The sequence below is a fragment of the Nonomuraea sp. NPDC049421 genome (assembly GCF_040677005.1).
Lineage (GTDB): Bacteria > Actinomycetota > Actinomycetes > Streptosporangiales > Streptosporangiaceae > Nonomuraea > Nonomuraea salmonea.
Genome location: NZ_JBFAQA010000022.1, coordinates 13,622 through 36,061 on the forward strand (window position 1 = coordinate 13,622; position 22,440 = coordinate 36,061).

A 22,440-nucleotide genomic window follows, 5' to 3' on the forward strand; every position below is an offset into this window, starting at 1 on the left:
GCCTCAGTACCGCTCGAGCTGCGGGGCCTGCGGCACGGCGAACCCGGAGGCGCCCACGCTGGCCTGCAGCGCCTGGGTCCAGCTGCCGTCGGAGAACATCTTCTCCAGCGCGTCGTTGACCGCCTTGCGGCCCGCGGTGTCGTCCTTCTTCAGGCCGATGCCGTACTTCTCGGTGCTGAACGGCTTGCCGACGACCTTGAGCTTGCCGGTGTGCTGCGCGGCGTAGCCGGCCAGGATGACGTTGTCGGTGGTGATCGCGTCGAGCTGGCCGCCGAGCACCCGGTCCACGCACGCCGAGTACGTGCGCTCCTCCTGCAGCTGCACCTCCTTGGCGTACTCCTCCTTGACCTTCTGCGCCGGGGTCGAGCCGGCGACCGAGCAGAGCTTCTTGCCGTTGAGCGTCTCAGGCCCGGTCAGCGCGCCCTCGTCGGACCTGACCAGCAGGTCCTGCCCGGCCACGAAGTACGGCCCGGCGAAGGAGACCTTCTGCTTGCGGGCGTCGGTGATCGAGTACGTGGCCACGACCATGTCGACCTGGCCCTGCTCCAGGAAGGCCTCCCGGTTGGCCGAGACGGTCTCCTTGAACGTGATGTCCTTCTCCTCGACGCCGAGCTGCCTGGCGACGTACTTGGCGACCTCGATGTCGAAGCCGGTGAAGGCGCCGTCGGGGGTGCGCAGCCCGAGCCCGGGCTGGTCCGCCTTCACGCCGATGACCAGCTTCTTGTCGTTCTTGGCCTTGTCCACGACGGAGGCGTAGGTCTCGGAGCCGCCACCGCACCCGGAGGCGGCGGCGACGACGGCGACCACCGGGACGAACACCGTGAGAAGGGATCTGCCGAACATGACGACTCCTTAGTGGGTGAGGATCTTGGCGAGGAAGGACTGGGCGCGGTCGCTGCTGGGCGCGCCGAAGAAGGCGGCGGGGGAGTCCTGCTCGACGATCTGGCCGTCCGCCATGAACACGACCCGGTCGGCGGCGCGGCGGGCGAAGCCCATCTCGTGGGTGACGACGACCATGGTCATGCCCTCGCGGGCCAGCGCCGTCATGACCTCCAGCACCTCGTTGACCATCTCCGGGTCGAGCGCCGAGGTGGGCTCGTCGAACAGGATCGCCTTCGGATCCATGGCCAGCGCCCGGGCGATCGCGACCCGCTGCTGCTGCCCGCCGGACAGCTGCGCCGGGTACTTGTCCGCCTGGGAGCCGATGCCGACCCGGTCGAGCAGCTCGCGGGCCTTGCGCACGGCCTCCGCCTTCGGCCGCTTCAGCACGTGCACCTGACCGAGGACGACGTTGTCCAGGACGGTCTTGTGCGCGAAGAGGTTGAACGACTGGAACACCATGCCGACCTCGGCCCGCAGCCTGGCCAGCGCCTTGCCCTCGGCGGGCAGCGGGGTGCCGTCGAGGGTGATCGTGCCGGAGTCGATGGTCTCCAGCCGGTTGATCGCCCGGCACAGGGTCGACTTGCCCGCCCCTGACGGGCCGATGACCACCACGACCTCGCCCTGCTGCACGGTCAGGTCGACGTCCCTGAGCACGTGGTGGTCGCCGAAGCGTTTGTTGACCCGGTCCAACACGATCAGGTCCGCGTGGCTCATGCGTCACGCTCCTTGTCTCGGTCAGCGTTGGCGTAACCGTAAGGAGCGGGACGTGCCGCGAAGCGGCTTATGATCGTTTAGTTCAACGGTTCGCCGGTCGGGACGACGCCGAGGTCGTGCCGGTGACCCCGATCGTGGCCATGAAGGCGCGGTCCCACTGCCCGTCGCGCAGCCAGCGCGCGATCAGCCCGTTCAGGTAGTCGCGGAAGGCCGCGTCCTGCTTGCGGATGCCGATCCCGTACGGCTCGCGCCCGAACGGCTTGCCGACCATCCGCAGCGTGTCGGGATGCTGGGCCAGCAGCCCGAGCAGGATCGTGTCGTCGGTGCTGATCGCGTCCACCCGCCCCGACACCAGGGCGGGCACGCAGATGCTGTACGCGTCCACGATCTCCAGGTCCGCCTCCGGCACGGTGGAGCGCAGCCGGTCGACCGACGTCGAGCCCTTGGCCGTGCAGACGGTCTTGCCCTTCAGGTCGGAGACCTGGTTGATCGTCATGTCGCCGGCCCTGACCAGCAGGTCCTGCCCGGCGTAGTAGTACGGGTCGGTGAACGACACCAGCGTCGCCCGCGCCGGCGTGATCGAGTACGTCGCCACCACCAGGTCCACCAGGCCCTGGGTGATGAAGTTCTCCCGCTCGCGTGAGACGGTCTCCACGAACCGGATGTTGCGCTCGCTGCCCGTCAGGTCCTTGGCGATGAGCCGGGCGATCTCCGCGTCGAACCCGGTGATGCGCCCGCTGACCGGGTCCTTGTAGCCGAACATCGGCTGGTCGAACTTGGTGCCCACGGTGAGCACGCCGCGCTCCCTGATGCGCGCCATCGTCGAGTCCTCGGGGAACGGGCCGGGCTCGCCGCAGCCCGCCGTCGCCACGCAGAGGAGCATCGCCGCGAGTAAGGCGCGCAGTCCTCTCATCGGACGCGGTACCGGTGCTGCGGCCGTCCCGTCGGGCCGTAGCGCGGCCGGCCCTCGACCAGCCCGCGGTCGGCCAGGTGTTCCAGGTAGCGGCGGGCGGTGGCCCTGCTGACCCCGATCATGCCGGCCAGCTCGTGCGCGGAGGCGTCCTCCTCGACCTCCGACAGCGCGTCCAGCACCGCCTGCTCGGTCGCCGCCGAGATGCTCTTCGGGCGGGAGGCCGGGTCGAGGTGCATCGAGCGGAAGACGCGGTCGATCTCCTGCTGCTCGGCGAAGCGGCCGCCCGACTCCAGCTGCTCGACGGTGGCGGCGTAGCGCAGCAGGGTCTGCTCCAGGGTGCCCGCCCTGGTGGGTTTGACCAGGTAGTAGAGGGCGCCGCGCTGGATCGCCGCGCGTACGGTGGCCGACTCCTTGCGGCCCGAGACGACGATGACGTCGGCGGGCGGCTGCTCGGGCCGGCGCAGGCGATGCGCCACCTCTAAGCCGGGCATATCCGGAAGGTGCAGATCGAGCAGGACGAGCCGCGGCGCGAAGCGGGCGGCGGCGGCCAGGGCGGCGTGGCCGGTGTGGGCGATGCCCACGACCCTGAACCCGAGCACCCTGTTCACCTGGGCGTGCAGCGCGGCAGTGACGACGGGATCGTCGTCCACGATGAGAACGGTGATGTCCCTGAGCTCAGGCATCGCCACGCTCCTCGTCAATCTGGTCGATCACTGCAGCTTAGGCGGGTTTTATCAGAAAAGATCGACTTTTGCTCGTTCTGCTCAGCTGGAACCGGCGCGAACGCCGGATCCCTCCTAGTCTTTACCCCAAAGAGTGGGGGGAGGGACGGACGCCCGTGCGATGGCTGCTCGCGGTGACCGCCTTGTGGACGCTGCTCGGTCTGCTGCCCCTGGCGCTGCTCACCTCCTCCAGCATCTCCCTGTCGGAGCAGGCCGTCAGAGGCGAGGTCAGCGACCGCGTCAAGACCACCGCCTCGGTCAGCCGGGTCGTGGTCGAACAGCAGATGGACTCGCTCAAGCAGCTCGTCACCGCCTTCGCCCAGCGGCCCCAGGTCCGCGAGGCCGTCAAGAAGACCGCTCCCGGCACCCTCGGCGGCTGGCTCACCGAGCTGCAGGGCATGCGCGACGGCGTCAGCGGCCTCGTCATGATCTCGCCCGAGGGCAAGATGCTCGGCGTCGAACCGCCCGTCGTGCTGCCCCAGGACATCAGCAGCACCGACTGGTACCGCGCCGTACGCGACCAGCGCGTCGCCTACGTCTCGCAGGCGTACACGCCGACCATGCGCGACGTGTCCAGAGCGGTCGCCGTGGCCGCGCCCATCCCCTCGGCCGACGGGGTGGGCATGGTCGGCATGCTCGCCGTCGTCTACAGCCTCGACGCCATCCAGCAGTTCGCCGAGAAGGCCGCCGACGCCCAGGACATCCGGCTGCTCATCACCGACAAGGCCGGCGTGCTCGTCGCCGACGACCCCAGCAAGAAGCTGAACGCCCTGACCTCCCTGCGCGAGGACCCCCGCGTCGACGACGCGCTCAACGGGCAGGCGTGGAGCGGCGAGTACCGCGGCATCGACGGCGTCGTGCTGTCGGCGTCCGAGCCCATCCCCGGCATCGGCTGGACCGTCACCGCCGAGGTGGTCGCCGCCGAGGCGCTGGCCTCCGCCGAGCGGCTGCGCACGAACGTGCTCACCGTCGCCGCCCTGCTCGCCCTGCTCATCCTCATCGGGCTCGGCCTGCAGATCCACAGCACCAGGGGCCGCCGCCGCGCCCAGGCCACCCTCGCCAAGTACGCCGCCGAACTGGCCGGCGCCCGTGACGAGGCGCTCAGCGCCTCCAGCGCCAAGTCTGAGTTCGTCGCCAAGATCAGCCACGAGATCCGCACCCCGATCAACGGCGTGCTCGGCATGAACTCCCTGCTCATGAACACCCGCCTGGACGACGAGCAGCGCTACTACGCCACCACCGCCCAGGAGGCCGCCCAGAACGTGCTGCGCCTGCTCGACGACTTCCTCGACCTGTCCAGGATCGAGGCAGGCCACCTCCAGGTCGAGGCCGCGCCGTTCGACCTGCCGCGCCTGTGCGACGAGGTAGTGGCGCCGTTCGCGCCGCACGCCTACGAGCAGGGGCTCTGGCTCACGCTCAGGATCGACGAGAACGTGCCCAGGCAGGTGTGCGGCGACCCCGCCAGGCTGCGCCAGGTGCTGACCAACCTCGTCGGCAACGCGCTCAAGTTCACCGTCCAGGGCGGCGTGGACCTGCACGTCACGATCTCCGAGGGCGAGCCCGGCCAGGACCGGGTGGTGCTCAGGTTCGCCGTGGCCGACACCGGCATCGGCGTCGGGCCGCAGGACCGCGAGAAGGTGTTCGGCGTCTTCCGCCAGGTGGACACCCCGATCACGCGCAGGACCGGCGGCAGCGGGCTCGGCCTGGCCATCAGCAGGCAGCTCGTCGAGCTGATGGGCGGCAGCATCGGGCTGGACAGCGTGGAGGGCGTCGGCAGCCGGTTCTGGGCCACCCTGCCGGTCGACGTCCTCGACTGGTCGGAGCCGGGCGCCGCGGCGCTCGAAGGGCTGCGCGCGCTCATCGCCGACCAGCGGCCCGAGGACCGCGCGCTGGCCGCGCGTTTCCTCGCCCAGGCGGGGGCCGACGTGGAGGAGACCAGGGACGTCGAATCCGCCCTGGGGCTGCTGCGGGCCGCGGCGCGGGGCGGGGAGCCGTACGAGCTGGCCGTCGTCGCCCTCGACCTGAGCGCGGGGCAGGACTACGCCGACCCCGCCGATCCCGGCACGCCGCGCTCGCTCGCCCACGCCATCCTCGTCGACCCGCTGCTCCAGGCCACCAGCGTCATCGTGGTCGTCACGCCAGGCCGCTCCGGCGTCGCCTGGCCCGCCCCTGCCGGGGAACGCGCCGTCCAGTCGATCACCCGCCCGCTGAGCCGCCGCCGGCTGCTCGCCGCCGTGGAGAACGCGCTGGGCACCGCTGACTGTCCCAACGGCGCGGCTGGTGGTGCTCCCGCCGTCGCCCCCGGCGGGCCCACCGGGGGCGCGCGGATCCTGGTGGCCGAGGACGACGAGGTCAGCCGGCAGGTGGCGATGCTCGTCCTCAGCCAGGCCGGGCACGCGGTCGAGACGGTGGACGACGGCGAGCAGGCCGTACGCGCCGTCCTCGCCGGCGGCTACGACCTGGTCTTCATGGACTGCCAGCTGCCCGTGCTCGACGGGCTCGCCGCCACCGAGGAGATCAGGAGCCGCGAGGAGGTCCACACCCCGATCATCGCCATGACCGCCGCCGCCATGCCGGACGACCGCATCCGCTGCCTGGAGGCCGGCATGGACGACCACCTCGCCAAGCCGGTGGACTGGGCGCGCGTGCTGGCCAGGATCCCCGAGTGGGCCGCCTCCGCCGGGCTGCCTCCCGAGCTGGCCGGGCTGTCCGCCGAGGCGCTCGCCGACGTGGCGCGGGCGTACCTGGCGACCGCGTCCCGCACGTTCGAGGAGCTCCGCCAGGCCGTCCGCGACGGCGACCGGCCCCAGGCGGCCGCCCTCGCCCACCGCCTGAAGGGCGCCTGCGCCACGGTCGGCGCCGCCAGAGAGGCCGAGCTGTGCCGCCGCGCCGAGGAGATCTCCAGAGCGGGCGGCGTCGTGGGCGAGGCGCTGCTGGAAGAACTGGAGACCCTCCTCAGCCAGGCCCCCGACTGGATGGGCACCGTCCGCACCACCTGACCGCCGTTACGGTTTTCCGCCATTGAGGTCGGCGGGTCGCCCCCATGGTCGCGGGCCGGCCGCGCTCCTAGCGTGAAGCGTCGTGATCAGTCTCAAGGGTTTGACCAAGCGCTACGGTGATCGGCTCGCCGTGGACGATCTGACGCTGGAGTTGCGGCCCGGGAAGGTGACCGGGTTCCTGGGGCCGAACGGGGCGGGCAAGTCCACCACCATGCGCCTGGTGCTGGGCCTCGACCGGCCCACCGCGGGCACCGCGCTCGTCGGCGGCGTGCCGTACCACCGCATCGAGAACCCCCTGCGCACGGTCGGCGCGCTGCTCGACGCGCGGGCCGTGCACCCGGGCCGCAGCGGGCAGGCCCACCTGACGGCGCTGGCCCGCAGCAACGGCATCCCCGGGCGGCGGGTGGGCGAGGTGCTGGAGGCCGTCGGCATGACCGGCGCCGCCCGCAGGAGGGCCGGCGCGCTGTCGCTCGGCATGAGCCAGCGCCTCGGCATCGCCGCCGCGCTGCTCGGGGAGCCGGAGGTTTTGATGTTCGACGAGCCGGTGAACGGCCTCGACCCCGACGGCGTGCGCTGGGTACGCGGCCTCATGCGCTCCCTGGCCGCCGAGGGGCGCACCGTGTTCGTCTCCAGCCACCTGATGAGCGAGATGCAGCTCACCGCCGACCACCTCGTGGTGATCGGCAAGGGCCGGCTGCTCGTGGACGCCCCGCTCGCCGACGTCATCGCGAGCAGCTCGATGACCGCCGTGGTCGTCCGCACCCCGCACGCCGCCGACCTCGCCGGCCGCCTCCGCGCCGCCGGCCTCACCGTGGACCGGCTCGCCGAGAACGAGCTGGAGGTCACCGGCGCCACCATCGAACAGGTCGGCGACCTGGCGCACGAGGCGGGCGCCCGGCTGCACGGACTCCGCACCAGACAGGCGTCCCTGGAGCAGGTCTACCAGGAGCTCACCTCCGGCAGCGTCGAATACGGAGCCGCCGCATGACCCCCGCTCCCCGGACCGCGCCGAAGAGCCGGTCGCCGCGGGCCCTGCCCCGGGGCCTGGGGCAGAGCGTCGCGGCCGAGTGGGTGAGGGTGTGGTCGGTCAGGAGCACGTGGTGGTGTTTGGCCTGCGCGTTCGTGCTGACCGTGCTCGGCGCCGCGACGCTGGGCGCGGCGAACGCGACCGAGGCCGTTCGTGAGGGCGTGGACACGCGCATCACGGCCAGCGAGGCCGTGGTCTCGGCCACGTCGTTCGCGCAGTTCGCGCTGGTCGCCCTGGCCATGCTGACCGTCACCTCCGAGTACGCCTCCGGCGGCATCCGCGTCACCCTCCAGGCCACGCCCGTGCGCGGCATGGTGCTGGCCGCCAAGGCGCTGGTGGTGGCGCCGGTTATGGTCCTCGCGGGCATCCTGACGGGGGTGGTCGCCACGGCGGCCGTCCACGCCCTGCTGTCGATCGACGTGTTCGGCGGGCTCGTCGTGCTGCCGCCCGGCGAGGTCGCCTGGGACCTGCTGGCCATGGGCGGCTACTACGCGCTCATCGGCGTCATGACGGTCGGCGCCGCCGCCGCGATGCGCAGCGCCGCGGGCACGCTCTCCGCGGTGTTCATGCTGCTCATGGGCCTGCCCCTGCTGCTCATCATGACCGGGAGCCAGGTCGCGGTGGACGTCTCGCTGCGGATGCCGATGTTCGCCGGGCTGGCGTTCATGGACAGCACCGACAACCTGACCGGCGCACCCATCCCGTACCCGGCGGGGGAGGGCCTGGCCTGGCTGCTGGCCTGGACGGCGGCGGCCCTCGCGACCGGCTGGGCCGTCCTGCGCCACCGCGACGCATGACCGGTTCCACGGGCGGCGGCATAGACTTCACGCCCGTGTCAGGCAGCCGGATCGCGCGCGCGTTCGCCGGGGTTCTCATGGGGGTGCCGCTCGGGGTGGCCGAGCTGGCCGTCCTCGCGCTCGCCGTCCCGGCCCGGTTCGTGCCCGCGCTGCGGCCCGCCGCGGCGCGCGGGGTGGCGCGGCTGGTCGCGGTCGAACGCGGACGCCTGTCCCGGTGGCTCGGGCACGAGACCGCGCCGCCGCGCGCGGGCGGGGCCGCGTTCCTGACCGCCCGTGCCGTCCTCGGCCTCGTCGGCGGGTACGCCGCCGCGTCCGCGCTGTTCCTGACCTGCCTGCTGCTGGGCGGCGGCACGTGGACCCTCATCACGGGCGAGTCCGACCCGGTGCCGCTGGAGCTGCCCGGCGTCCGCCTGGTCACCGACAGCGGGATGCTCGGCGTGAGCAGCGGGGTGGTGCTGCTGGCGGTGTCCGCCCTGCTGATCCTGGGCGTGGCCGCGCTCGAACGGCGGCTGGCCACGTACTTCCTGGGCCCGAGCGCCCAGGAGCGGATGCGGGCCCGCATCGCCGAGCTGACCGCCACCCGCTCCGGCATCGTCGAGGCGGTGGACGACGAGCGCCGCAGGATCGAGCGCGACCTGCACGACGGCGTCCAGCAGCGCGGCGTCTCCCTCGCCATGCTGCTCGGCCGCGCCCGGCACACCCCCGCCCACGAGCGCACGGCCGAGCTGGTCGAACAGGCCTACGCCGAGTCGCGCCGCCTCCTCGACGAGCTGCGCAGCGTCGCCTGGCGCGTCTACCCGACCGCGCTGGACGAGCTGGGCCTGCGCGCCGCGCTCGAAGGCGCCGCCGAGCGGGCCGGCGTGCCGGTCACCGTCCACTACGGGCTGTCCGGCCGCCCCGCCACCCGCATCGAGACCGCCCTCTACTTCGTGGCGCGGGAGGCGATCACCAACGCCGTCAAGCACGCCGCCGCCCGTGACATCCTGGTGGTCCTGGACGAGGACGAGCAGGCGGTGCGCGTGGCGATCTCCGACGACGGCAGGGGCGGCGCCGACCCCTCGGGCGGCGGGCTGTCCGGGCTGGCCCGGCGGATCCTGGCCCTCGACGGCACGTTCACCGTCGACAGCCCGCCCGGCGGCCCCACCCGCGTCACCGCCACCCTGCCGAAGGCGCCGCCGTGCGCCTGATACTCGCCGACGACTCCGTGCTGCTGCGCGAGGGCCTGACCCGGCTGCTCGCCGACGCGGGCCACGAGGTGGTGGCCGCCGTCGGCGACGCGCCCGCGCTGCTCGACGCGGTCGAGCGCCACCGGCCCGACGTGGCGGTCATCGACGTCCGCATGCCGCCGGGGCACAAGGACGACGGCCTGCGCGCGGCCCTGGAGATCCGCGAACGCCTGCCGGACGTCGGCGTGCTCGTCCTGTCCCAGTACGTCGAGCAGCACTACGCCGCCCGCCTCCTGGCCGGCGCCACGGAAGGGCTCGGCTACCTCCTGAAGGACCGGGTGTCGGAGGTGGCCGAGTTCCTCGGCTCGCTCGAACGCGTCCGCGCCGGCGGCACCGTGCTCGACCCCGAGGTGGTGCGCCGCCTGATGGCCCGCGCCACCCGTACCGACCCGCTGAGCACGCTCAGCCCGCGCGAGACCGAGGTGCTGCGGCTGCTCGCCCAAGGCTTCGTCAACGCCGCCGTCGCCGAACGCCTGCACGTCTCGCTCAGCACGGTGGAGAAGCACGTCAACGCCATCACCGACAAGCTCGACCTGCCCCGCGACCCGGGCTACAGCCGCCGCGTGCTGGCGATCCTGCGCTATCTGGAGGGCTGATTGGCCGGCCCGCCCCTGGGGAAGGGACACCGCCATGACTGTCATGCTCACTGACGGACGTCCCATGCCGCGACTCGGCCTCGGCACCTGGCCCATGGACGACGAGGAGGCCCGCCAGGCCGTGACGCACGCGCTCTCGCTGGGCTACCGGCTGGTCGACACCGCCGCCGCCTACGGCAACGAGCGCGGCGTCGGCGCCGCCGTGAACGAGGCGGCCGTGCCCCGGGAGGACGTGTTCGTCACCACCAAGCTGCGCGGCGCCGACCACGGCTACGACGCCGCGCTGCGCGGCTGCGAGGCCAGCCTGGACCGGCTCGGCCTCGACTACGTCGACCTCTACCTGATCCACTGGCCGCTGCCCGACCGCGACCTGTACGCCGACACCTGGCGCGCCTTCGTCCGCCTGCGCGAGGAGGGCCTGGCCCGCTCGATCGGCGTGTCCAACTTCACGCCCGCGCAGATCGAGCGGATCGCCGGCGAGACCGGCGTCTGGCCGGTGCTCAACCAGATCGAGCTGCACCCCGGCTTCACCCAGACCGAGCTGCGGGCCTGGCACGCCGGCCACGGCATCGTCACCGAGTCGTGGAGCCCGCTCGGCCTCGGGCTCAAGCTCCTCGACGACCCGGTGGTCACCGAGCTGGCCACCGCGCACGGCCGTACGCCCGCCCAGGTGGTGCTGCGCTGGCACCTCCAGCTCGGCGCCGTGCCCATCCCCAAGTCGGCCGACACCGACCGCATGCGGCAGAACTTCGAGGTGTTCGACTTCAGCCTGACCCCTGACGAGATGGCCAGGCTCGACGCGCTACCGGGCGGCCGCATCGGCGGCGACCCCGTCACCCACGTCGAACTCTGACCCCACTCAGAACACGGTGTGATCCAGCCAGTGCCGCAGCAGCGCCCGGTCGCCGTGCACCCGGGCGGGCTGCACGCGCCTGGCCGGCACCAGCAGGCATTCGGCCACCGGGCCCGACAGCACCACGTCGGCGTCCGCGCCGGAGCGCTCCCACCTCGGCCCGTCCGGCGTCCTGGTGCAGGTGGAGGTTCAAGTGCCTTCATGGGAGGAGACGCTCGGCATCGGCGAGCTGGCCAGGTTCACCGGCGTGCCCGTGCGGACCATCCGCTTCCACCGCTGAGGACGGCCGGTCGAGGTCAGGCGGCGGTCAGGCGGCGGTCAGGCGGCGGTCGGGCGGTGGAGGCGGTGCGTGGCGAGGACGGCCGCCGCGGCCAGGAGGAGCCAGGCCGAGGTCAGGGCGATCAGCCAGGGCCAGCCCGCGTGGCCGTACACGACGGCGCCCGTCGTGCCGCCCGCGCCGCTGCCCAGGTAGTAACAGAGCGTGTAGACGCCGGCGGCGCGGCCGCGGGCGTGCGGGGGCGCCTCGGCGGTGACCCAGGCGTTCGCGATGGCGTGGGCGGCGAAGAAGCCGGCGGTCAGGACGGCGAAGCCGAGGGCGATGACGACCAGGGACGAGTGGGCGGTCAGCGCCGAGCCCGCGACCGTCACGGCCAGCGCGGTCACCAGCGCGGGTGTGCGGCCCAGCCGGGACGCGAGCCGGCCCGCGGTGGCCGAGGACATCGTGCCCATCGCGTACGACAGGAACACCAGCGACGCGGCGGCCGGGCTGAGCGACAGCGGCGGGGCGGAGAGCCGGAAGCCCGCCGCGTTGTAGACGGCCACGAACGCCCCCATCCCCAGCGCGCCCACCGCCACCGGCACTCCCAGCACCACCCACGTACGCCCCGGCACCCGTCCAGGAGGAGCGGCGGCGGAGGCGGGACGGGCGGCGGCGGGCAGGGTGATGGACTGCGTGGCGGGCAGAGTGGCGGACAGGGTGATGGGCTGCGTGGCGGGCAGGGTGGCGGGCAGGGTGGCGGCGGCGAAGAGCGCGCACACCAGGGCCACCGCCGCGACGGCGAACTGGGACCCCTGCCAGCCCAGCGGGCCGGCCGCGAACCCGGCGCCGAGCCGGCCCAGCATGCCGCCCACCGAGTTGCCCGCGATCATCGCGCCCACGGCCCCGGCGAGCCGTCCCGTGCCGAGCTGGTCGGCCAGGTACGCCGCCGCGACTCCGGCGAACCCGGCGATCGCCACCCCCTGAGCGGCCCGCAGCACCAGCAGCACGGGGAACGACGGCGCCAGCGGCAGCAGCAGGCCGAGCAGCGCGGGCACCAGCACCGACCACAGGATGACCCGGCGCCGTCCGACCTTCCCCGCCAGCCAGGCCAGCGGCAGCACCGCGACCGCGAGCGACCCGGTGGCCACCCCGATCGCCAGCGACGCGCTGCCCGGATCCAGCCCGTACGCCGCCGCGAGCTGCGGCAGCACCGGCTGCGGCGAGTAGAGCAGGGCGAAGGAGGACAGGCCGGCCGCGGCCACGGCCGTACTGACCCGACGGGTGTTCACGGAGGGGGAAGCTTCAAGAACCGCCACGCTCTGCACGCTAGGCAACCTCGATAGATACGTCTAATACGGATATGAGCGAGAATTCATACTGTGACGCATGAATCGGATGACCGGCTGGCCGCCCGCCTCGCCCCGACGCTCGCGCTGCTCGCCGCCGTCGCCGAGACCGGCCACGTGACCAGGGCCGCCGAACTCCTCGGCATCCCCCAGCCCACCGCCAGCCGCCGCCTGGCCGCGCTCGCCGACCTGGTCGGAGCCCCGCTCACACTGCCGGCGGGCCGCGGCATCCGCCTCACCCGCGCGGGCCGCACCCTGGCCGCCGCCTCCAGCCGCGCGCTGACCGCCGTGACCGCCGCCGCCCGCGAGGTGCGCGAGGAGATCGACCCCGGCACCGGCCGCATCGTGCTCGGCTTCCTGCACCTGCTCGGTCGCACCCTCGTACCCTCGCTCATCGGCGCCTTCCGCGAGCGCAACCCCGGCGTGCGCTTCAGCCTGGCGCAGGGCTCCCGCCAGGACATGCTGCGGGCGCTCCGCGACGGCGAGATCGACCTCGTGTTCGTCGCCCCGATGCCGCTGAACGATCCCGACCTCGTCACCCGTCCCATCGCCGACCAGGAGCTGGTGCTGTCCGTGCCGCCCGCGCACCGCCTGGCCGCGCGCAGGCGGGTGCGGGCCGCCGAGCTGGCGGGGGAGGAGCTGGTGACGCTCGAACCCGGCTACGGGCTGCGCCAGATCACCGACGACCTGTGCGCGGCGGCCGGGTTCGAGCCGCGGATCGCGTTCGAGGGGCAGGAGTCGGAGACCGTGCGCGGGCTCGTCGCGGCCGGGCTCGGCGTCGCCGTGCTGCCCCGTTCCGAGCAGCCGCCCGCGGGCGGCGTCACCGAGATCCCGCTGTCGCCCGCGCTGTTCAGGACGATCGGCATGAGCTGGCGGGCCGGCGACCGCCTCACCCCGGCCGCCCGCGCCTTCCGCGACCACGCCCTGACCGCCCTCCCACCCCACACCCCCGGCTTCCGCCCACCCCGCCCATGAACCGCCCCACCCATGGACCTGCGCCAGACTGAGGCGCATGGGACAGCAGGATGGGGACGCGGGGGTGCCGGGGTCGCTGGCGCGGGTGCTCGCGCAGGTGCGGGACGAGCGGGCCGCGCAGGACGAACGGTTCGGGATGCAGGCGCTGCCCGACGGCACCGGCGGCCACGACGCGGTCGCGGCGGCCGACGAGGCGCGCGAGGAGACCGACGCGGCGGCGCGCGAAGGCGCGCTCACGTGGCGGCACATCCTGGCCGAGGAGGTGATGGAGGCGTTCGCCGAGCATGACCCGCAGCGGCTGCGCGGCGAGCTGATCCAGGTGGCGGCGGTCGCGGTGAAGTGGGTGCAGGCGCTCGACCGGCGCGACGTTCTACAGAACCTTGACGGGGAGCGCTCGGATTGTTGAACTTGAGGTATGATAGGACAGCCCCAGGTGTCCTTCGACACCGGCCCAGGCCGCTACCGTCACCTCCGCCTGGAGATCGACGCGCCGCTGGCCAGGATCGTGCTGGCGGTCGACGAGGCCGGCGGGCTCGTCCCGGGGTATGACCTCAAGCTCAACTCCTACGACCTCGGCGTGGACATCGAGCTGTACGACGCCGTCCAGCGCCTGCGCTTCGAGCACCCCGAGGTGCGCGCGGTCGTCCTCACGGGCGGCCTCGACCGGGTGTTCTGCGCGGGCGCCAACATCCGCATGCTCGCCCAGTCCTCCCACGCCTGGAAGGTGAACTTCTGCAAGTTCACCAACGAGACGCGCAACGCCATCGAGGACGCCACCCTCCACTCGGGACAGACCTACCTGGCGGCGGTCAACGGCACCGCGGCCGGCGGCGGATACGAGCTGGCCCTGGCCTGCGACCGGATCATCCTGGTCGACGACGGGTCGACCGCGGTGTCCCTGCCGGAGGTGCCGCTGCTCGGCGTGCTGCCCGGCACCGGCGGGCTGACCCGGCTGACCGACAAGCGGGGCGTGCGCAAGGACCTGGCCGACGTGTTCGCCACCCGCAGCGAGGGCGTTCGCGGGGCGACGGCGGTGGCGTGGGGGCTGGTGGACGAGGTGGCGCCGCCCAGCAGGTTCGAGGAGACCGTACGCCGCCGCGCCCTGGAGGCCGCCGCCCGCTCCGACCGCCCGGCCGGCGCCGCCCCGGTGCCGCTGCCGCCGCTCGACCCCGACGGGTACGCGTACGAGACGGTGACGGCGGAGCCGGAAGGGGACCGGGTGACGATCACCGTACGCGGCCCTGAGGAAGGCGACGAGGGCTGGCTGCTGCGCATGACCAGGGAACTCGACGACCTGATCCTGCGCCTGCGCACCGACGAGCCCGCCCGGGGCACCTGGGTGATCAGGACGGAGGGCGACATCGACGCGGTGCTCGCCGCCGAACCGGCGGGCGACGCGTGGCCGTACGGCGAGATCAGGCACTACCTCAAGCGCACGCTCAAGCGCCTCGACGTCACCAGCCGCAGCCTGATCGCGCTCATCGAGCCGGGCAGCTGCTTCGCGGGCCCGCTGCTGGAGCTGGCGCTGGCCTGCGACCGTCAGTACATGCTCGACGACCCCGAAGAACCCCCCGCCGTGCGGCTCTCGCCCGCCAACTTCGGCGCCTACCCCATGGCCAACGGCCTGTCCAGGCTGGCCTCCCGCTTCCTCGCCGACCCCGCCAAGGTGGCCCTGCTGGAGAAGGAGGCGGGCCGCCGCATCGGTCCGGCCGAGGCGCTGGAGCTGGGGCTCGTCACGTTCGCGCCGGACGACCTCGACTGGGACGACGAGGTACGCCTGGCGCTGGAGGAGCGCGCCGCGCTGAGCCCCGACGCGCTGACCGGCATGGAGGCCAGCCACCGCTTCGCGGGCCCCGAGACCATGGAGACCAAGATCTTCGGCAGGCTGGCCGCCTGGCAGAACTGGATCTTCACCCGCCCGAACGCCTCCGGCCCCGAAGGCGCCCTGCGCCGCTACGGCACCGGCCGCCGTCCCGTCTACGACCGCGAACGAACCTGAAGCCGGGAGAGCGACATGTCGATCGACTACTCCGAGCGCATCCCCAACAACGTCGACCTGGCCGGCGACCGCAGGCTGCGCCGCGCCCTGGAGTCCTGGCAGCCGCGCTTCCTGCAGTGGTGGTCGGAGATGGGCCCCGCCCTGCCCACCCAGGACGTCTACCTGCGCACCGCCGTCGCCGTCGGCCGGGCCGGCTGGGCGCACTTCGACCACGTCGCGCTGCCCGACTACCGCTGGGGCGTCTTCCTGGCCGAGCGCGACACCGACCGCCGCATCGCCTTCGGCCAGGACAAGGGACAGCCGGTCTGGCAGCAGGTGCCCGGCGAGTACCGCGCGGAGTTGCAGCGCCTCATCGTCATCCAGGGCGACACCGAGCCGGCCAGCGTCGAGCAGCAGCGCAGGCTCGGCCTGACCGCCCCCTCCCTGTACGACCTGCGCAACCTCTTCCAGGTGAACGTGGAGGAGGGCCGCCACCTGTGGGCGATGGTCTACCTGCTGCACGCCTACTTCGGCCGGGCGGGCCGCGACGAGGCCGAGGCGCTGCTGATGCGCAACTCCGGCAGCGAGGACTCCCCGCGCATCCTCGGCGCCTTCAACGAGGAGACGCCCGACTGGCTGTCGTTCTTCATGTTCACCTACTTCACCGACCGCGACGGCAAGTACCAGCTCGGCACGCTCAAGGAGTCGGCGTTCGACCCGCTCAGCAGGACCTGCGAGTTCATGCTGAAGGAGGAGGCCCACCACATGTTCGTCGGCACGACGGGCGTGGACCGGGTGGTGGAGCGCACGGCGCAGCTCATGCGCGAGCACGACACCGACGACGTGGCGGCGTACGGCGGCATCCCGCTCGACGTGGTCCAGAAGTACGTCAACTTCCACTACAGCGTCAGCCTCGACCTGTTCGGCGGCGAGACCTCGACGAACGTGGCCAACTACTTCACCGCCGGGCTCAAGGGCCGCTGGCAGGAGGAGCGGCGCCAGGACGACCACCTGCTCACCGACGCGTACGCGACGGTGCCGCGGGTGTCCGGCGGCCGGGTGGTGGAGGAACGGCTGCCCGCGCTGACGGCGCTCAACGCGGACCTGCGCGGCGAGTACGTCGCCGACTGCGTGACCGGCCTGAACCGCTGGAACCGCATCCTCACCGGCCACGGCCTGGACCCCGTCCTCCACCTGCCGCACGTCGGCTTCAACCGCCAGGTGGGCGTGTTCGCCGGGCACCGTCTCGCGCCGGACGGCCGGGTGATGGACGAGGCGGAGTGGGCCGCGCACCGCGACCGGTGGCTGCCCACACCGGCCGACAAGGAGCACGTACGCTCGTTGATGAGGCCCGTCTACGAGCCCGGCAGGATCGCCGCCTGGCTGGCGCCGCCACGCTCGGGCATCAACGGCAGGCCGCTCGACTACGAGTACGTGCACCTCTGACCGCTGCCGTACTACACGACATTGACGGAGCCGCGTTCCTGTGTAGAAGATTCAGTCACGATCGCCAGCCTGCGGATGGGGACGCCCATGACGGCCGAGTCGTTCAACGCCAGCGTCTATCTCACCGAGCGCCAGGTCGCGGCGGGTCGGGGCGGCCACGTCGCGGTCACCGGCCCGGCGGGTACCCTCACCTACGCCGAGCTGGCCGCCCAGGTCGCCGACCTCGCCACCGGGCTGCGCCGCCTCGGCGTCATGCCGGAGGAGCGGGTGCTGCTCGTCATGTCCGACCGGCCGGAGACCGTGGTCACGATCCTGGCCGTCATGCGGATGGGCGCGGTCGCGGTGCCGGTGTCCACCATGTACCATGCCGCCGAGCTGGGCGAGCTCATCCGTGACGCGCGGGCCAGGGTGATCGTGGCGACCCCCGAGTACGAGCCCGTCGCCAGGGCGGCGCTGGCCACCGCGCCCGAGGCGGAGACGCTGATCACGACCGGGCCCGGCGGGTCGTGGGCCGAGCTGCCGGCGTCGGGGCGGCCGGCCGGGCCCGCGTACGACACCTGGCGCGACTCGCCCGCCCTGTGGCTCTACACCTCCGGCACCACCGGCGCGCCCAAGGCCGCCATGCACCGGCACGGCGCGATCAGGGACGTCTACGAGACCTACGGCCGCCGGGTGCTCGGCATCCGCGCCGACGACCGGTGCCTGTCGGTGGCGCGGCTGTTCTTCGCGTACGGGATCGGCAACTCGGTGTTCTTCCCGCTCGCCGCGGGCGCCACCGCGATACTCGACCCGGCCCGCCCCACCCCGGCAGGGGTGCTCGAACGGGTGCGGGCCGAGCGGCCGACGCTGTTCTTCGCCGGTCCTACCTTCTACTCCGCGCTGCTCGCCACCCCCGATGACGCCGGCGCCTTCGACTCGGTCCGGCTCGGCGTCTCGGCCGGCGAGGCGCTGCCCGCCGAGATCCACCGCCGCTTCCTGGCCCGCTTCGGCGTGGAGATCATCGACGGGCTCGGCTCCACCGAGGCGCTGCACATCTTCATCTCCAACCGGCCCGGCCGGGTACGTCCAGGGACCTCGGGCACGGTCGTGCCCGGCTACGAGGCCAGGCTCCTCGACGAGCACGGCGCCCCGGTCTCCGACGGCGAGCCCGGCCACCTGTACGTGCGCGGCGACTCGATCGCGAGCGGCTACTGGTGCCGTACGGCGACCACCCGGCAGGTGTTCCAGGGCGAGTGGCTGCGCACCGGCGACACCTACGTCCGCGAGCCCGACGGGAGCTACCGCTGCCTGGGCCGCTCCAACGACATGATCAAGGCGGGCGGCATCTGGGTCTCGCCGATGGAGGTCGAGGCCAGGCTGCTGCAGCACGAGGCCGTGGGGGAGTGCGCGGTGGTGGCGTACGTGGACGGCGAGGGGCTGGAGAAGCCGGTCGCCTGCGTGGTGCCCGCCCCGGGGCGCACGGTGGACGCCGCCGAGCTGGTCGGGTTCTGCCGGGACGGGCTGGCCTCGTTCAAACGGCCGCGCGAGGTGCTGGTGATGGAGGAGCTGCCCAAGACGGCGACCGGCAAGCTCCAGCGGGGCGTGGTGCGCCGGCTGGCCGCCGACCTGCTGGGCAAGCGCTAGCTCTTCGGCGACCAGACGGTGACGGCGAACGGGCGCGGCGGGATCTCGTACACCTCGTCGCTGATCCTGGCCAGCATGCCGTGCGCGTCGAGATAACCGTGCAGCCTGGCCGCCTCGGGCCACGGATGCACGGCCACCAGCACCCCCTCGGGCGTCAGCAGGTCGCTGAGCTGCGCCGAGGCGCGGCGCAGCCGTTCGTGACGGCCCAGGTAGTAGAGGGTCTCCGAGCAGAACACCAGGTCGTGGCGGGGCTCGCAGCGGTGGGTGAGGAAGTCGGCGTGGACGAAGCGCACCCGCCCGTTCTCCGGCACGCGGGCCCTGGCCCGGGCCAGGGCCCGCTCGGAGACGTCCACCCCGGTGATCTCCGCGTCGGGGTAGGCCGCGGCCAGCGCGCCGGTGAACACCCCCTCGGCGCAGCCGATCTCGATGATGCGCCGGTACGGCCGGGGCGGCAGCTGCTTCAGCGTCACCTGGTACTTCTGCTGCTCGTAGCCGTCGGTCGCCAGCTTCCACGGGTCGGGGTTCCGGTGCCACCAGTCGAAGTAGCGGCGCAGGAGCAGGCCCTGTCCCTTGGGCGAGAGCAGGGACAGGGTGCGGAAGAACGTGCGGTGCAGGCGGTCGGGCAGACTCGGCATGCGGCCTCTCTCGGTCGGGGACCCCCATCGTCGGTCCCGGGACTTGAGGTGAAGTCGTCGCCGGATGGAGATTCCCGTCAGCCGCGCGCCCGACGCCTGCCCGCGGCCCCTACCCCATGGAGTCGCGCAGCTCCCGCTTGAGCACCTTGCCCGAGGCGTTCTTCGGCAGCGCGTCCACGAACACCACCCGCTTCGGCGTCTTGAACGGCGCCAGCCGCCCCCGCAGGAACACGATCAGCTCGTCGGCGGTGAGCCCCGCGCCCTGCCGCAGCACCACCGCCGCCGTCACCGCCTCGATCCACTTGTCGTCCCGCACCCCGAACACCGCCGCCTCGGCCACCGCCGGATGCTGGTAGATCGCCTCCTCGACCTCGCGGCTCGCGACGTTCTCGCCGCCCGACTTGATCATGTCCTTCTTCCTGTCGACCACCGACAGGTAGCCGTCGGCGTCCATGACGCCCAGGTCGCCGCTGTGGAACCAGCCGCCGCGGAACGCCTCGGCGGTCTTGTCGGGGTCGTTCCAGTAGCCGAGCATCGCGTGCGGGCTGCGGTGCACGATCTCGCCCACCGTGCCGGGCGGCACCGGCTGGTCGAGGTCGTCGACGATCCTGGTCTCGACGTTCAGCGCCGGCCGACCGGCCGAGCCGAGCCGGGTCAGCTGCTCGTCGGGGCCGAGGATGGTCGCCACCGGCGCCATCTCCGTCTGGCCGTAGAAGTTGAACAGCCGCACGTCGGGCAGCCGGGCGGCGATCTCCTTCAGCACCTCGACCGGCATGATCGAGGCGCCGTAGTAGCCCTTGCGCAGCGACGACAGGTCGCGGCGGTCGAAGTCGGGGTGGCGCAGCAGCGAGATCCACACCGTGGGCGGGCAGAACAGCTTCGTCGCGCGCTCGCCCTCGATCGTCGCGAGGATCACCGCCGGGCTCGGGCCGGGCAGCACGATGTTGGTGGCGCCCAGGTAGACGCCGGGCGTCAGGAAGCAGTGCAGCTGCGCGCAGTGGTAGAGGGGCAGGGCGTGCACCTCGACGTCGTCGTGGCTCATCTCGCCGTCGACCATGCAGGTGACGTACTGGGAGATGAGGCTCCTGCTCGACAGCATGGCGCCCTTGGGGCGGGCCTCGGTGCCGCTGGTGTACATGAGCTGGATCGGCTCGTCGTCGGCGATCTCCACCTCGGGCTCCGAGGAGTCGTCGTGCGCCGACCACGCGCTGAACGGCTCCCACCCGTCCTGCCCGTCGCCGATCACCCCGCGTACGGCGACCCGCTCGGTCACCGCCGCCTGCGCGACCGGCAGCAGCGCCTCCTCGGCCAGCATCCCGGTCGCCCCGGAATGCTCAAGGATGTACGCCACCTCCTCGGCCCCCAGCATGAAGTTGACCGGCACGGAGATCGCCCCCAGCCGCGCCAGCGCGAAGTACGCCACCACGAACGCGTGGTTGTTGTGGCTGAACACGGCGAACCTGTCGCCCTTGCCCACCCCGCGCGCGGCCAGCGCGTTGGCCGTCCTGTTCACCACGAGGTCGAGGTCGGCGTAACTCTGGCGCAGATCGCCGAACACGATCGCGGTCTTCGCGGGGTGGCGGGCGGCCGAGCGCCGCAGGAGGTCACCGATGGTGTGCTGCCGGGTCATACGGGGGGCACCCTTCAATCGCGCAGAACGATGTTCGGGAGATCCTAACCCCTGAACAGCGCCGAGAGCCGCCGGTAGGAGTCGAGTCGCCGGCCGAGATCGTAGGTGTTCATCGTCACCAGCACCTCGTCCGCGCCGCTCGCCGCCACCAGCGAGTCCAGCGCCACCGCGACCTCACGCTCGGTGCCGTGGATCTGCCCCTTCAGCGTCTGCTCCAGGTACGCCCGCTCCCGCTCGCCCAGCTCCATCGCCGCGACCTCCCCAGCCGGGATCAGCGGTGGGAACGCCCCGCTGGTGCGCGAGCGCGCCGTCGCCCACGCCTCGGGCAGCTGCAGCAGCGCCGCCTCCTCCGTGCTCGCGCCGACCGCCACGTTCGCCGCCACCATCACGTACGGCCGATCCGCCCACGCCGAAGGACGGAACCCGGCACGGTAGCGGGCGACCGCGTCCAGCATGCGCGAGCCCGCCCCGATCACCATGGGCAGCCCGTGCCCGGCCGCGATCTCCGCGCCCGCCCCCATGGCCAGCACGAACACCTGCGGCCGCAGCCCCTCGGCGGGCAGCGCGTGCACGCCGGGATAGGCGGACTGCCCGCCGGTGAAGAAGCCCAGCAACTCGGCGAGCTGCTCGCCGAACCGGTCGGCGTCGTCCTTGCCGTGCCCCAGCGCCTTGCGGATGCCGCCGGTGAACCCCACGGACCGCCCCAGCCCCATGTCGATCCGGCCGGGGTGCAGCGACTCCAGCACGCCGAACTGCTCGGCCACCACCAGCGGCCGGTGGTTGGGCAGCATCACGCCGCCGGTGCCCACCCGGATCCGCGACGTCGCCGCGGCCACCGCCGCCGCCAGCACGGTCGGCGCCGAGCCCGCGACGCCCGGCACGCTGTGGTGCTCCGACACCCAGAACCGGTGGTAGCCGAGCTCCTCGGCCTGCCCGGCGAAGCGCACGGTCGCGCGCAGCGCCTCGGCCGGGGTCGAGCCCCTGCGGACGAGCGAACGGTCGAGGATCGAGTACGCGGTCATGTACGGGTGCAACGCCCCGGGGCGGCGGATCAATCCACCGGGTCGCCCGCGACGCCCTCGTAAAAGGCGAGCAGCCGTTCCTCCAGCGCCGCCTCCCGGCGCAGCTTCGTGCCGTCCACCTCGCCGACCGGCATCACCCCCCACGAGTTGCAGAGGAACACCAGGTCGAACTCCGCCAGGTCGGGCACCCGCAGCGGCCGGCGCTCCTGCGGCACGTCCATGCGCTCCAGCAGCCGCATGGTGACGCCGTGCAGCATCGGCGCGTCTGGCCACACCAGCCGGCCGCCGGCGAAGCCGCCCAGGTTCGTGATCGCGCCCTCGCTGATCAGGCCGTCCTGCGTGGTCAGCAGGGCCTCGTCGAAGCCGGCACGGGTCACCGTACGCAGGATGTGCGGCTGCTGGAAGCCCGACGCCTGCTTGATGTGCGCCAGGTAGCGCTGGTAGACGACCGGCGTGACGCGCAGCGGGCCGGGCAGCGGCGGATGCGGCGCGGCCGCCGTCGCGATGACCCGCGGCCGGCCCGCCACCTCCACGTGATAGACCCGGACGCTCGCGTCGCGCTCGTCGCCCAGCGCCGCCCTGATGGAATCCAGCACCACCGACCGGTCGGGCCCGGCGCCGAACAGCTCGGCGCCGGCCCGCTCCAGCCGCTCGACGTGCAGCTCGAGACCGCGCACCCGGCGAGCGGCGACCTGCATGGCGGTGAAGTGGCCGTAGCGGGCCTCCATCCCCAGCAGCGCCTCCTCGCCGAGCCGCTCGCCGTCCATCGCGATCCGTCCTGCCATCGGCCGCCCCTC

The 22,440-nt window shown here is 72.9% G+C and carries 20 protein-coding genes; 11 read left to right on the forward strand and 9 right to left on the reverse strand.

Translation table 11 applies throughout. The features are described 5' to 3' along the window. Window positions 1-3: 3 nt before the first annotated feature. The 4 genes from AB0K18_RS31990 to AB0K18_RS32005 all read right to left on the reverse strand — a co-directional run bounded on the left by AB0K18_RS31990 (window position 4) and on the right by AB0K18_RS32005 (window position 3,192). Entirely contained in the window at window positions 4-843 is an 840-nt protein-coding gene (locus AB0K18_RS31990) for a glutamate ABC transporter substrate-binding protein (RefSeq protein ID WP_364921718.1), read from the reverse strand. A 9-nt stretch (window positions 844-852) separates the two neighbouring features. Continuing rightward, on the reverse strand, window positions 853-1,596 hold the full coding sequence (locus AB0K18_RS31995; RefSeq protein WP_364921720.1) for an amino acid ABC transporter ATP-binding protein: 744 nt from the start codon (window positions 1,594-1,596) through the stop codon (window positions 853-855). Between the two features lie 82 nt (window positions 1,597-1,678). Continuing rightward, window positions 1,679-2,479 carry a glutamate ABC transporter substrate-binding protein gene (locus tag AB0K18_RS32000; protein WP_364921722.1) on the reverse strand — a complete coding sequence of 267 codons (801 nt, stop codon included), beginning with the start codon at window positions 2,477-2,479 and terminating at the stop codon, window positions 1,679-1,681. A 26-nt stretch (window positions 2,480-2,505) separates the two neighbouring features. Next, window positions 2,506-3,192: a response regulator gene (locus AB0K18_RS32005; RefSeq protein WP_364921725.1), complete on the reverse strand. Its 687-nt coding sequence runs from the start codon at window positions 3,190-3,192 to the stop codon at window positions 2,506-2,508. A 155-nt stretch (window positions 3,193-3,347) separates the two neighbouring features. Between AB0K18_RS32005 and AB0K18_RS32010 the strand changes: the two genes are divergently transcribed. The 6 genes from AB0K18_RS32010 (at window position 3,348) to AB0K18_RS32035 (ending at window position 10,729) form a co-directional block, all read left to right on the forward strand. Further along, the gene (locus AB0K18_RS32010) at window positions 3,348-6,230 is read left to right on the forward strand and encodes a response regulator (protein WP_364921727.1); all 2,883 of its coding nucleotides are present in this window, start codon (window positions 3,348-3,350) and stop codon (window positions 6,228-6,230) included. 82 nt (window positions 6,231-6,312) lie between these two features. Then, the gene (locus tag AB0K18_RS32015; RefSeq protein WP_364921730.1) at window positions 6,313-7,218 is read left to right on the forward strand and encodes an ATP-binding cassette domain-containing protein; all 906 of its coding nucleotides are present in this window, start codon (window positions 6,313-6,315) and stop codon (window positions 7,216-7,218) included. Beyond that, window positions 7,215-8,054 carry an ABC transporter permease gene (locus tag AB0K18_RS32020; RefSeq protein ID WP_364921733.1) on the forward strand — a complete coding sequence of 280 codons (840 nt, stop codon included), beginning with the start codon at window positions 7,215-7,217 and terminating at the stop codon, window positions 8,052-8,054. The genes AB0K18_RS32015 and AB0K18_RS32020 overlap by 4 nt, the downstream gene beginning before the upstream one ends. A gap of 35 nt (window positions 8,055-8,089) precedes the next feature. After that, window positions 8,090-9,241, forward strand: a complete 1,152-nt coding sequence (locus AB0K18_RS32025) for a histidine kinase (RefSeq protein ID WP_364921735.1) — start codon at window positions 8,090-8,092, stop codon at window positions 9,239-9,241. Further along, a complete protein-coding gene (locus AB0K18_RS32030; RefSeq protein WP_364921737.1) occupies window positions 9,232-9,876 on the forward strand; it encodes a response regulator transcription factor in 645 nt (214 codons plus the stop codon). Before AB0K18_RS32025 ends, AB0K18_RS32030 begins: the two co-directional genes overlap by 10 nt. A 64-nt stretch (window positions 9,877-9,940) precedes the next feature. Further along, window positions 9,941-10,729, forward strand: coding sequence for an aldo/keto reductase (locus AB0K18_RS32035; protein WP_364921739.1), 789 nt, complete (start codon window positions 9,941-9,943; stop codon window positions 10,727-10,729). 318 nt (window positions 10,730-11,047) lie between these two features. On the opposite strand, the gene AB0K18_RS32040 is transcribed toward AB0K18_RS32035, so the two are convergent. Beyond that, a complete protein-coding gene (locus AB0K18_RS32040; protein WP_364921741.1) occupies window positions 11,048-12,277 on the reverse strand; it encodes an MFS transporter in 1,230 nt (409 codons plus the stop codon). Between the two features lie 90 nt (window positions 12,278-12,367). Here AB0K18_RS32040 and AB0K18_RS32045 point away from each other — a divergent pair, with 90 nt between their 5' ends. The 5 genes from AB0K18_RS32045 (at window position 12,368) to AB0K18_RS32065 (ending at window position 18,356) form a co-directional block, all read left to right on the forward strand. Further along, window positions 12,368-13,309, forward strand: coding sequence for a LysR substrate-binding domain-containing protein (locus AB0K18_RS32045; RefSeq protein WP_364921744.1), 942 nt, complete (start codon window positions 12,368-12,370; stop codon window positions 13,307-13,309). Window positions 13,310-13,346: 37 nt separating this feature from the next. Beyond that, entirely contained in the window at window positions 13,347-13,715 is a 369-nt protein-coding gene (locus AB0K18_RS32050; RefSeq protein ID WP_364921746.1) for a hypothetical protein, read from the forward strand. A 27-nt stretch (window positions 13,716-13,742) separates the two neighbouring features. Then, complete coding sequence (gene boxC, locus AB0K18_RS32055; protein WP_364921749.1) at window positions 13,743-15,308, forward strand: 2,3-epoxybenzoyl-CoA dihydrolase; 1,566 nt, start codon at window positions 13,743-13,745, stop codon at window positions 15,306-15,308. A gap of 15 nt (window positions 15,309-15,323) precedes the next feature. Continuing rightward, window positions 15,324-16,733 (forward strand): benzoyl-CoA 2,3-epoxidase subunit BoxB, encoded by a 1,410-nt coding sequence (gene boxB, locus AB0K18_RS32060; protein WP_364921752.1) that lies wholly within the window; start codon window positions 15,324-15,326, stop codon window positions 16,731-16,733. Window positions 16,734-16,820: 87 nt separating this feature from the next. Then, on the forward strand, window positions 16,821-18,356 hold the full coding sequence (locus tag AB0K18_RS32065; protein WP_364921755.1) for a benzoate-CoA ligase family protein: 1,536 nt from the start codon (window positions 16,821-16,823) through the stop codon (window positions 18,354-18,356). Here the strand turns inward: AB0K18_RS32065 and AB0K18_RS32070 are convergent. The 4 genes from AB0K18_RS32070 to AB0K18_RS32085 all read right to left on the reverse strand — a co-directional run bounded on the left by AB0K18_RS32070 (window position 18,353) and on the right by AB0K18_RS32085 (window position 22,428). Continuing rightward, complete coding sequence (locus AB0K18_RS32070) at window positions 18,353-18,991, reverse strand: SAM-dependent methyltransferase (protein WP_364921758.1); 639 nt, start codon at window positions 18,989-18,991, stop codon at window positions 18,353-18,355. The genes AB0K18_RS32065 and AB0K18_RS32070 overlap by 4 nt on opposite strands. Window positions 18,992-19,100: 109 nt before the next feature. Further along, a complete protein-coding gene (locus AB0K18_RS32075; RefSeq protein ID WP_364921761.1) occupies window positions 19,101-20,621 on the reverse strand; it encodes an acyl-CoA synthetase in 1,521 nt (506 codons plus the stop codon). A 44-nt stretch (window positions 20,622-20,665) separates the two neighbouring features. After that, the gene (locus AB0K18_RS32080) at window positions 20,666-21,643 is read right to left on the reverse strand and encodes an LLM class flavin-dependent oxidoreductase (RefSeq protein WP_364921764.1); all 978 of its coding nucleotides are present in this window, start codon (window positions 21,641-21,643) and stop codon (window positions 20,666-20,668) included. Between the two features lie 29 nt (window positions 21,644-21,672). Continuing rightward, window positions 21,673-22,428 carry an aminotransferase class IV gene (locus tag AB0K18_RS32085; RefSeq protein ID WP_364921767.1) on the reverse strand — a complete coding sequence of 252 codons (756 nt, stop codon included), beginning with the start codon at window positions 22,426-22,428 and terminating at the stop codon, window positions 21,673-21,675. Between the last annotated feature and the right edge of the window lie 12 nt (window positions 22,429-22,440).

Coding starts and splice junctions, on each gene's coding strand:
- AB0K18_RS32050 (WP_364921746.1), top strand. CDS start 13,347: ATGGGACAGCAGGATGGGGACGCGGGGGTGCCGGGGTCGCTGGCGCGG.
- AB0K18_RS31990 (WP_364921718.1), bottom strand. CDS start 843: ATGTTCGGCAGATCCCTTCTCACGGTGTTCGTCCCGGTGGTCGCCGTC.
- AB0K18_RS32065 (WP_364921755.1), top strand. CDS start 16,821: ATGACGGCCGAGTCGTTCAACGCCAGCGTCTATCTCACCGAGCGCCAG.
- AB0K18_RS32035 (WP_364921739.1), top strand. CDS start 9,941: ATGCCGCGACTCGGCCTCGGCACCTGGCCCATGGACGACGAGGAGGCC.
- AB0K18_RS31995 (WP_364921720.1), bottom strand. CDS start 1,596: ATGAGCCACGCGGACCTGATCGTGTTGGACCGGGTCAACAAACGCTTC.
- AB0K18_RS32080 (WP_364921764.1), bottom strand. CDS start 21,643: ATGACCGCGTACTCGATCCTCGACCGTTCGCTCGTCCGCAGGGGCTCG.
- AB0K18_RS32070 (WP_364921758.1), bottom strand. CDS start 18,991: ATGCCGAGTCTGCCCGACCGCCTGCACCGCACGTTCTTCCGCACCCTG.
- AB0K18_RS32020 (WP_364921733.1), top strand. CDS start 7,215: ATGACCCCCGCTCCCCGGACCGCGCCGAAGAGCCGGTCGCCGCGGGCC.
- AB0K18_RS32075 (WP_364921761.1), bottom strand. CDS start 20,621: ATGACCCGGCAGCACACCATCGGTGACCTCCTGCGGCGCTCGGCCGCC.
- boxB (WP_364921752.1), top strand. CDS start 15,324: ATGTCGATCGACTACTCCGAGCGCATCCCCAACAACGTCGACCTGGCC.
- AB0K18_RS32085 (WP_364921767.1), bottom strand. CDS start 22,428: ATGGCAGGACGGATCGCGATGGACGGCGAGCGGCTCGGCGAGGAGGCG.
- AB0K18_RS32000 (WP_364921722.1), bottom strand. CDS start 2,479: ATGCTCCTCTGCGTGGCGACGGCGGGCTGCGGCGAGCCCGGCCCGTTC.
- AB0K18_RS32005 (WP_364921725.1), bottom strand. CDS start 3,192: ATGCCTGAGCTCAGGGACATCACCGTTCTCATCGTGGACGACGATCCC.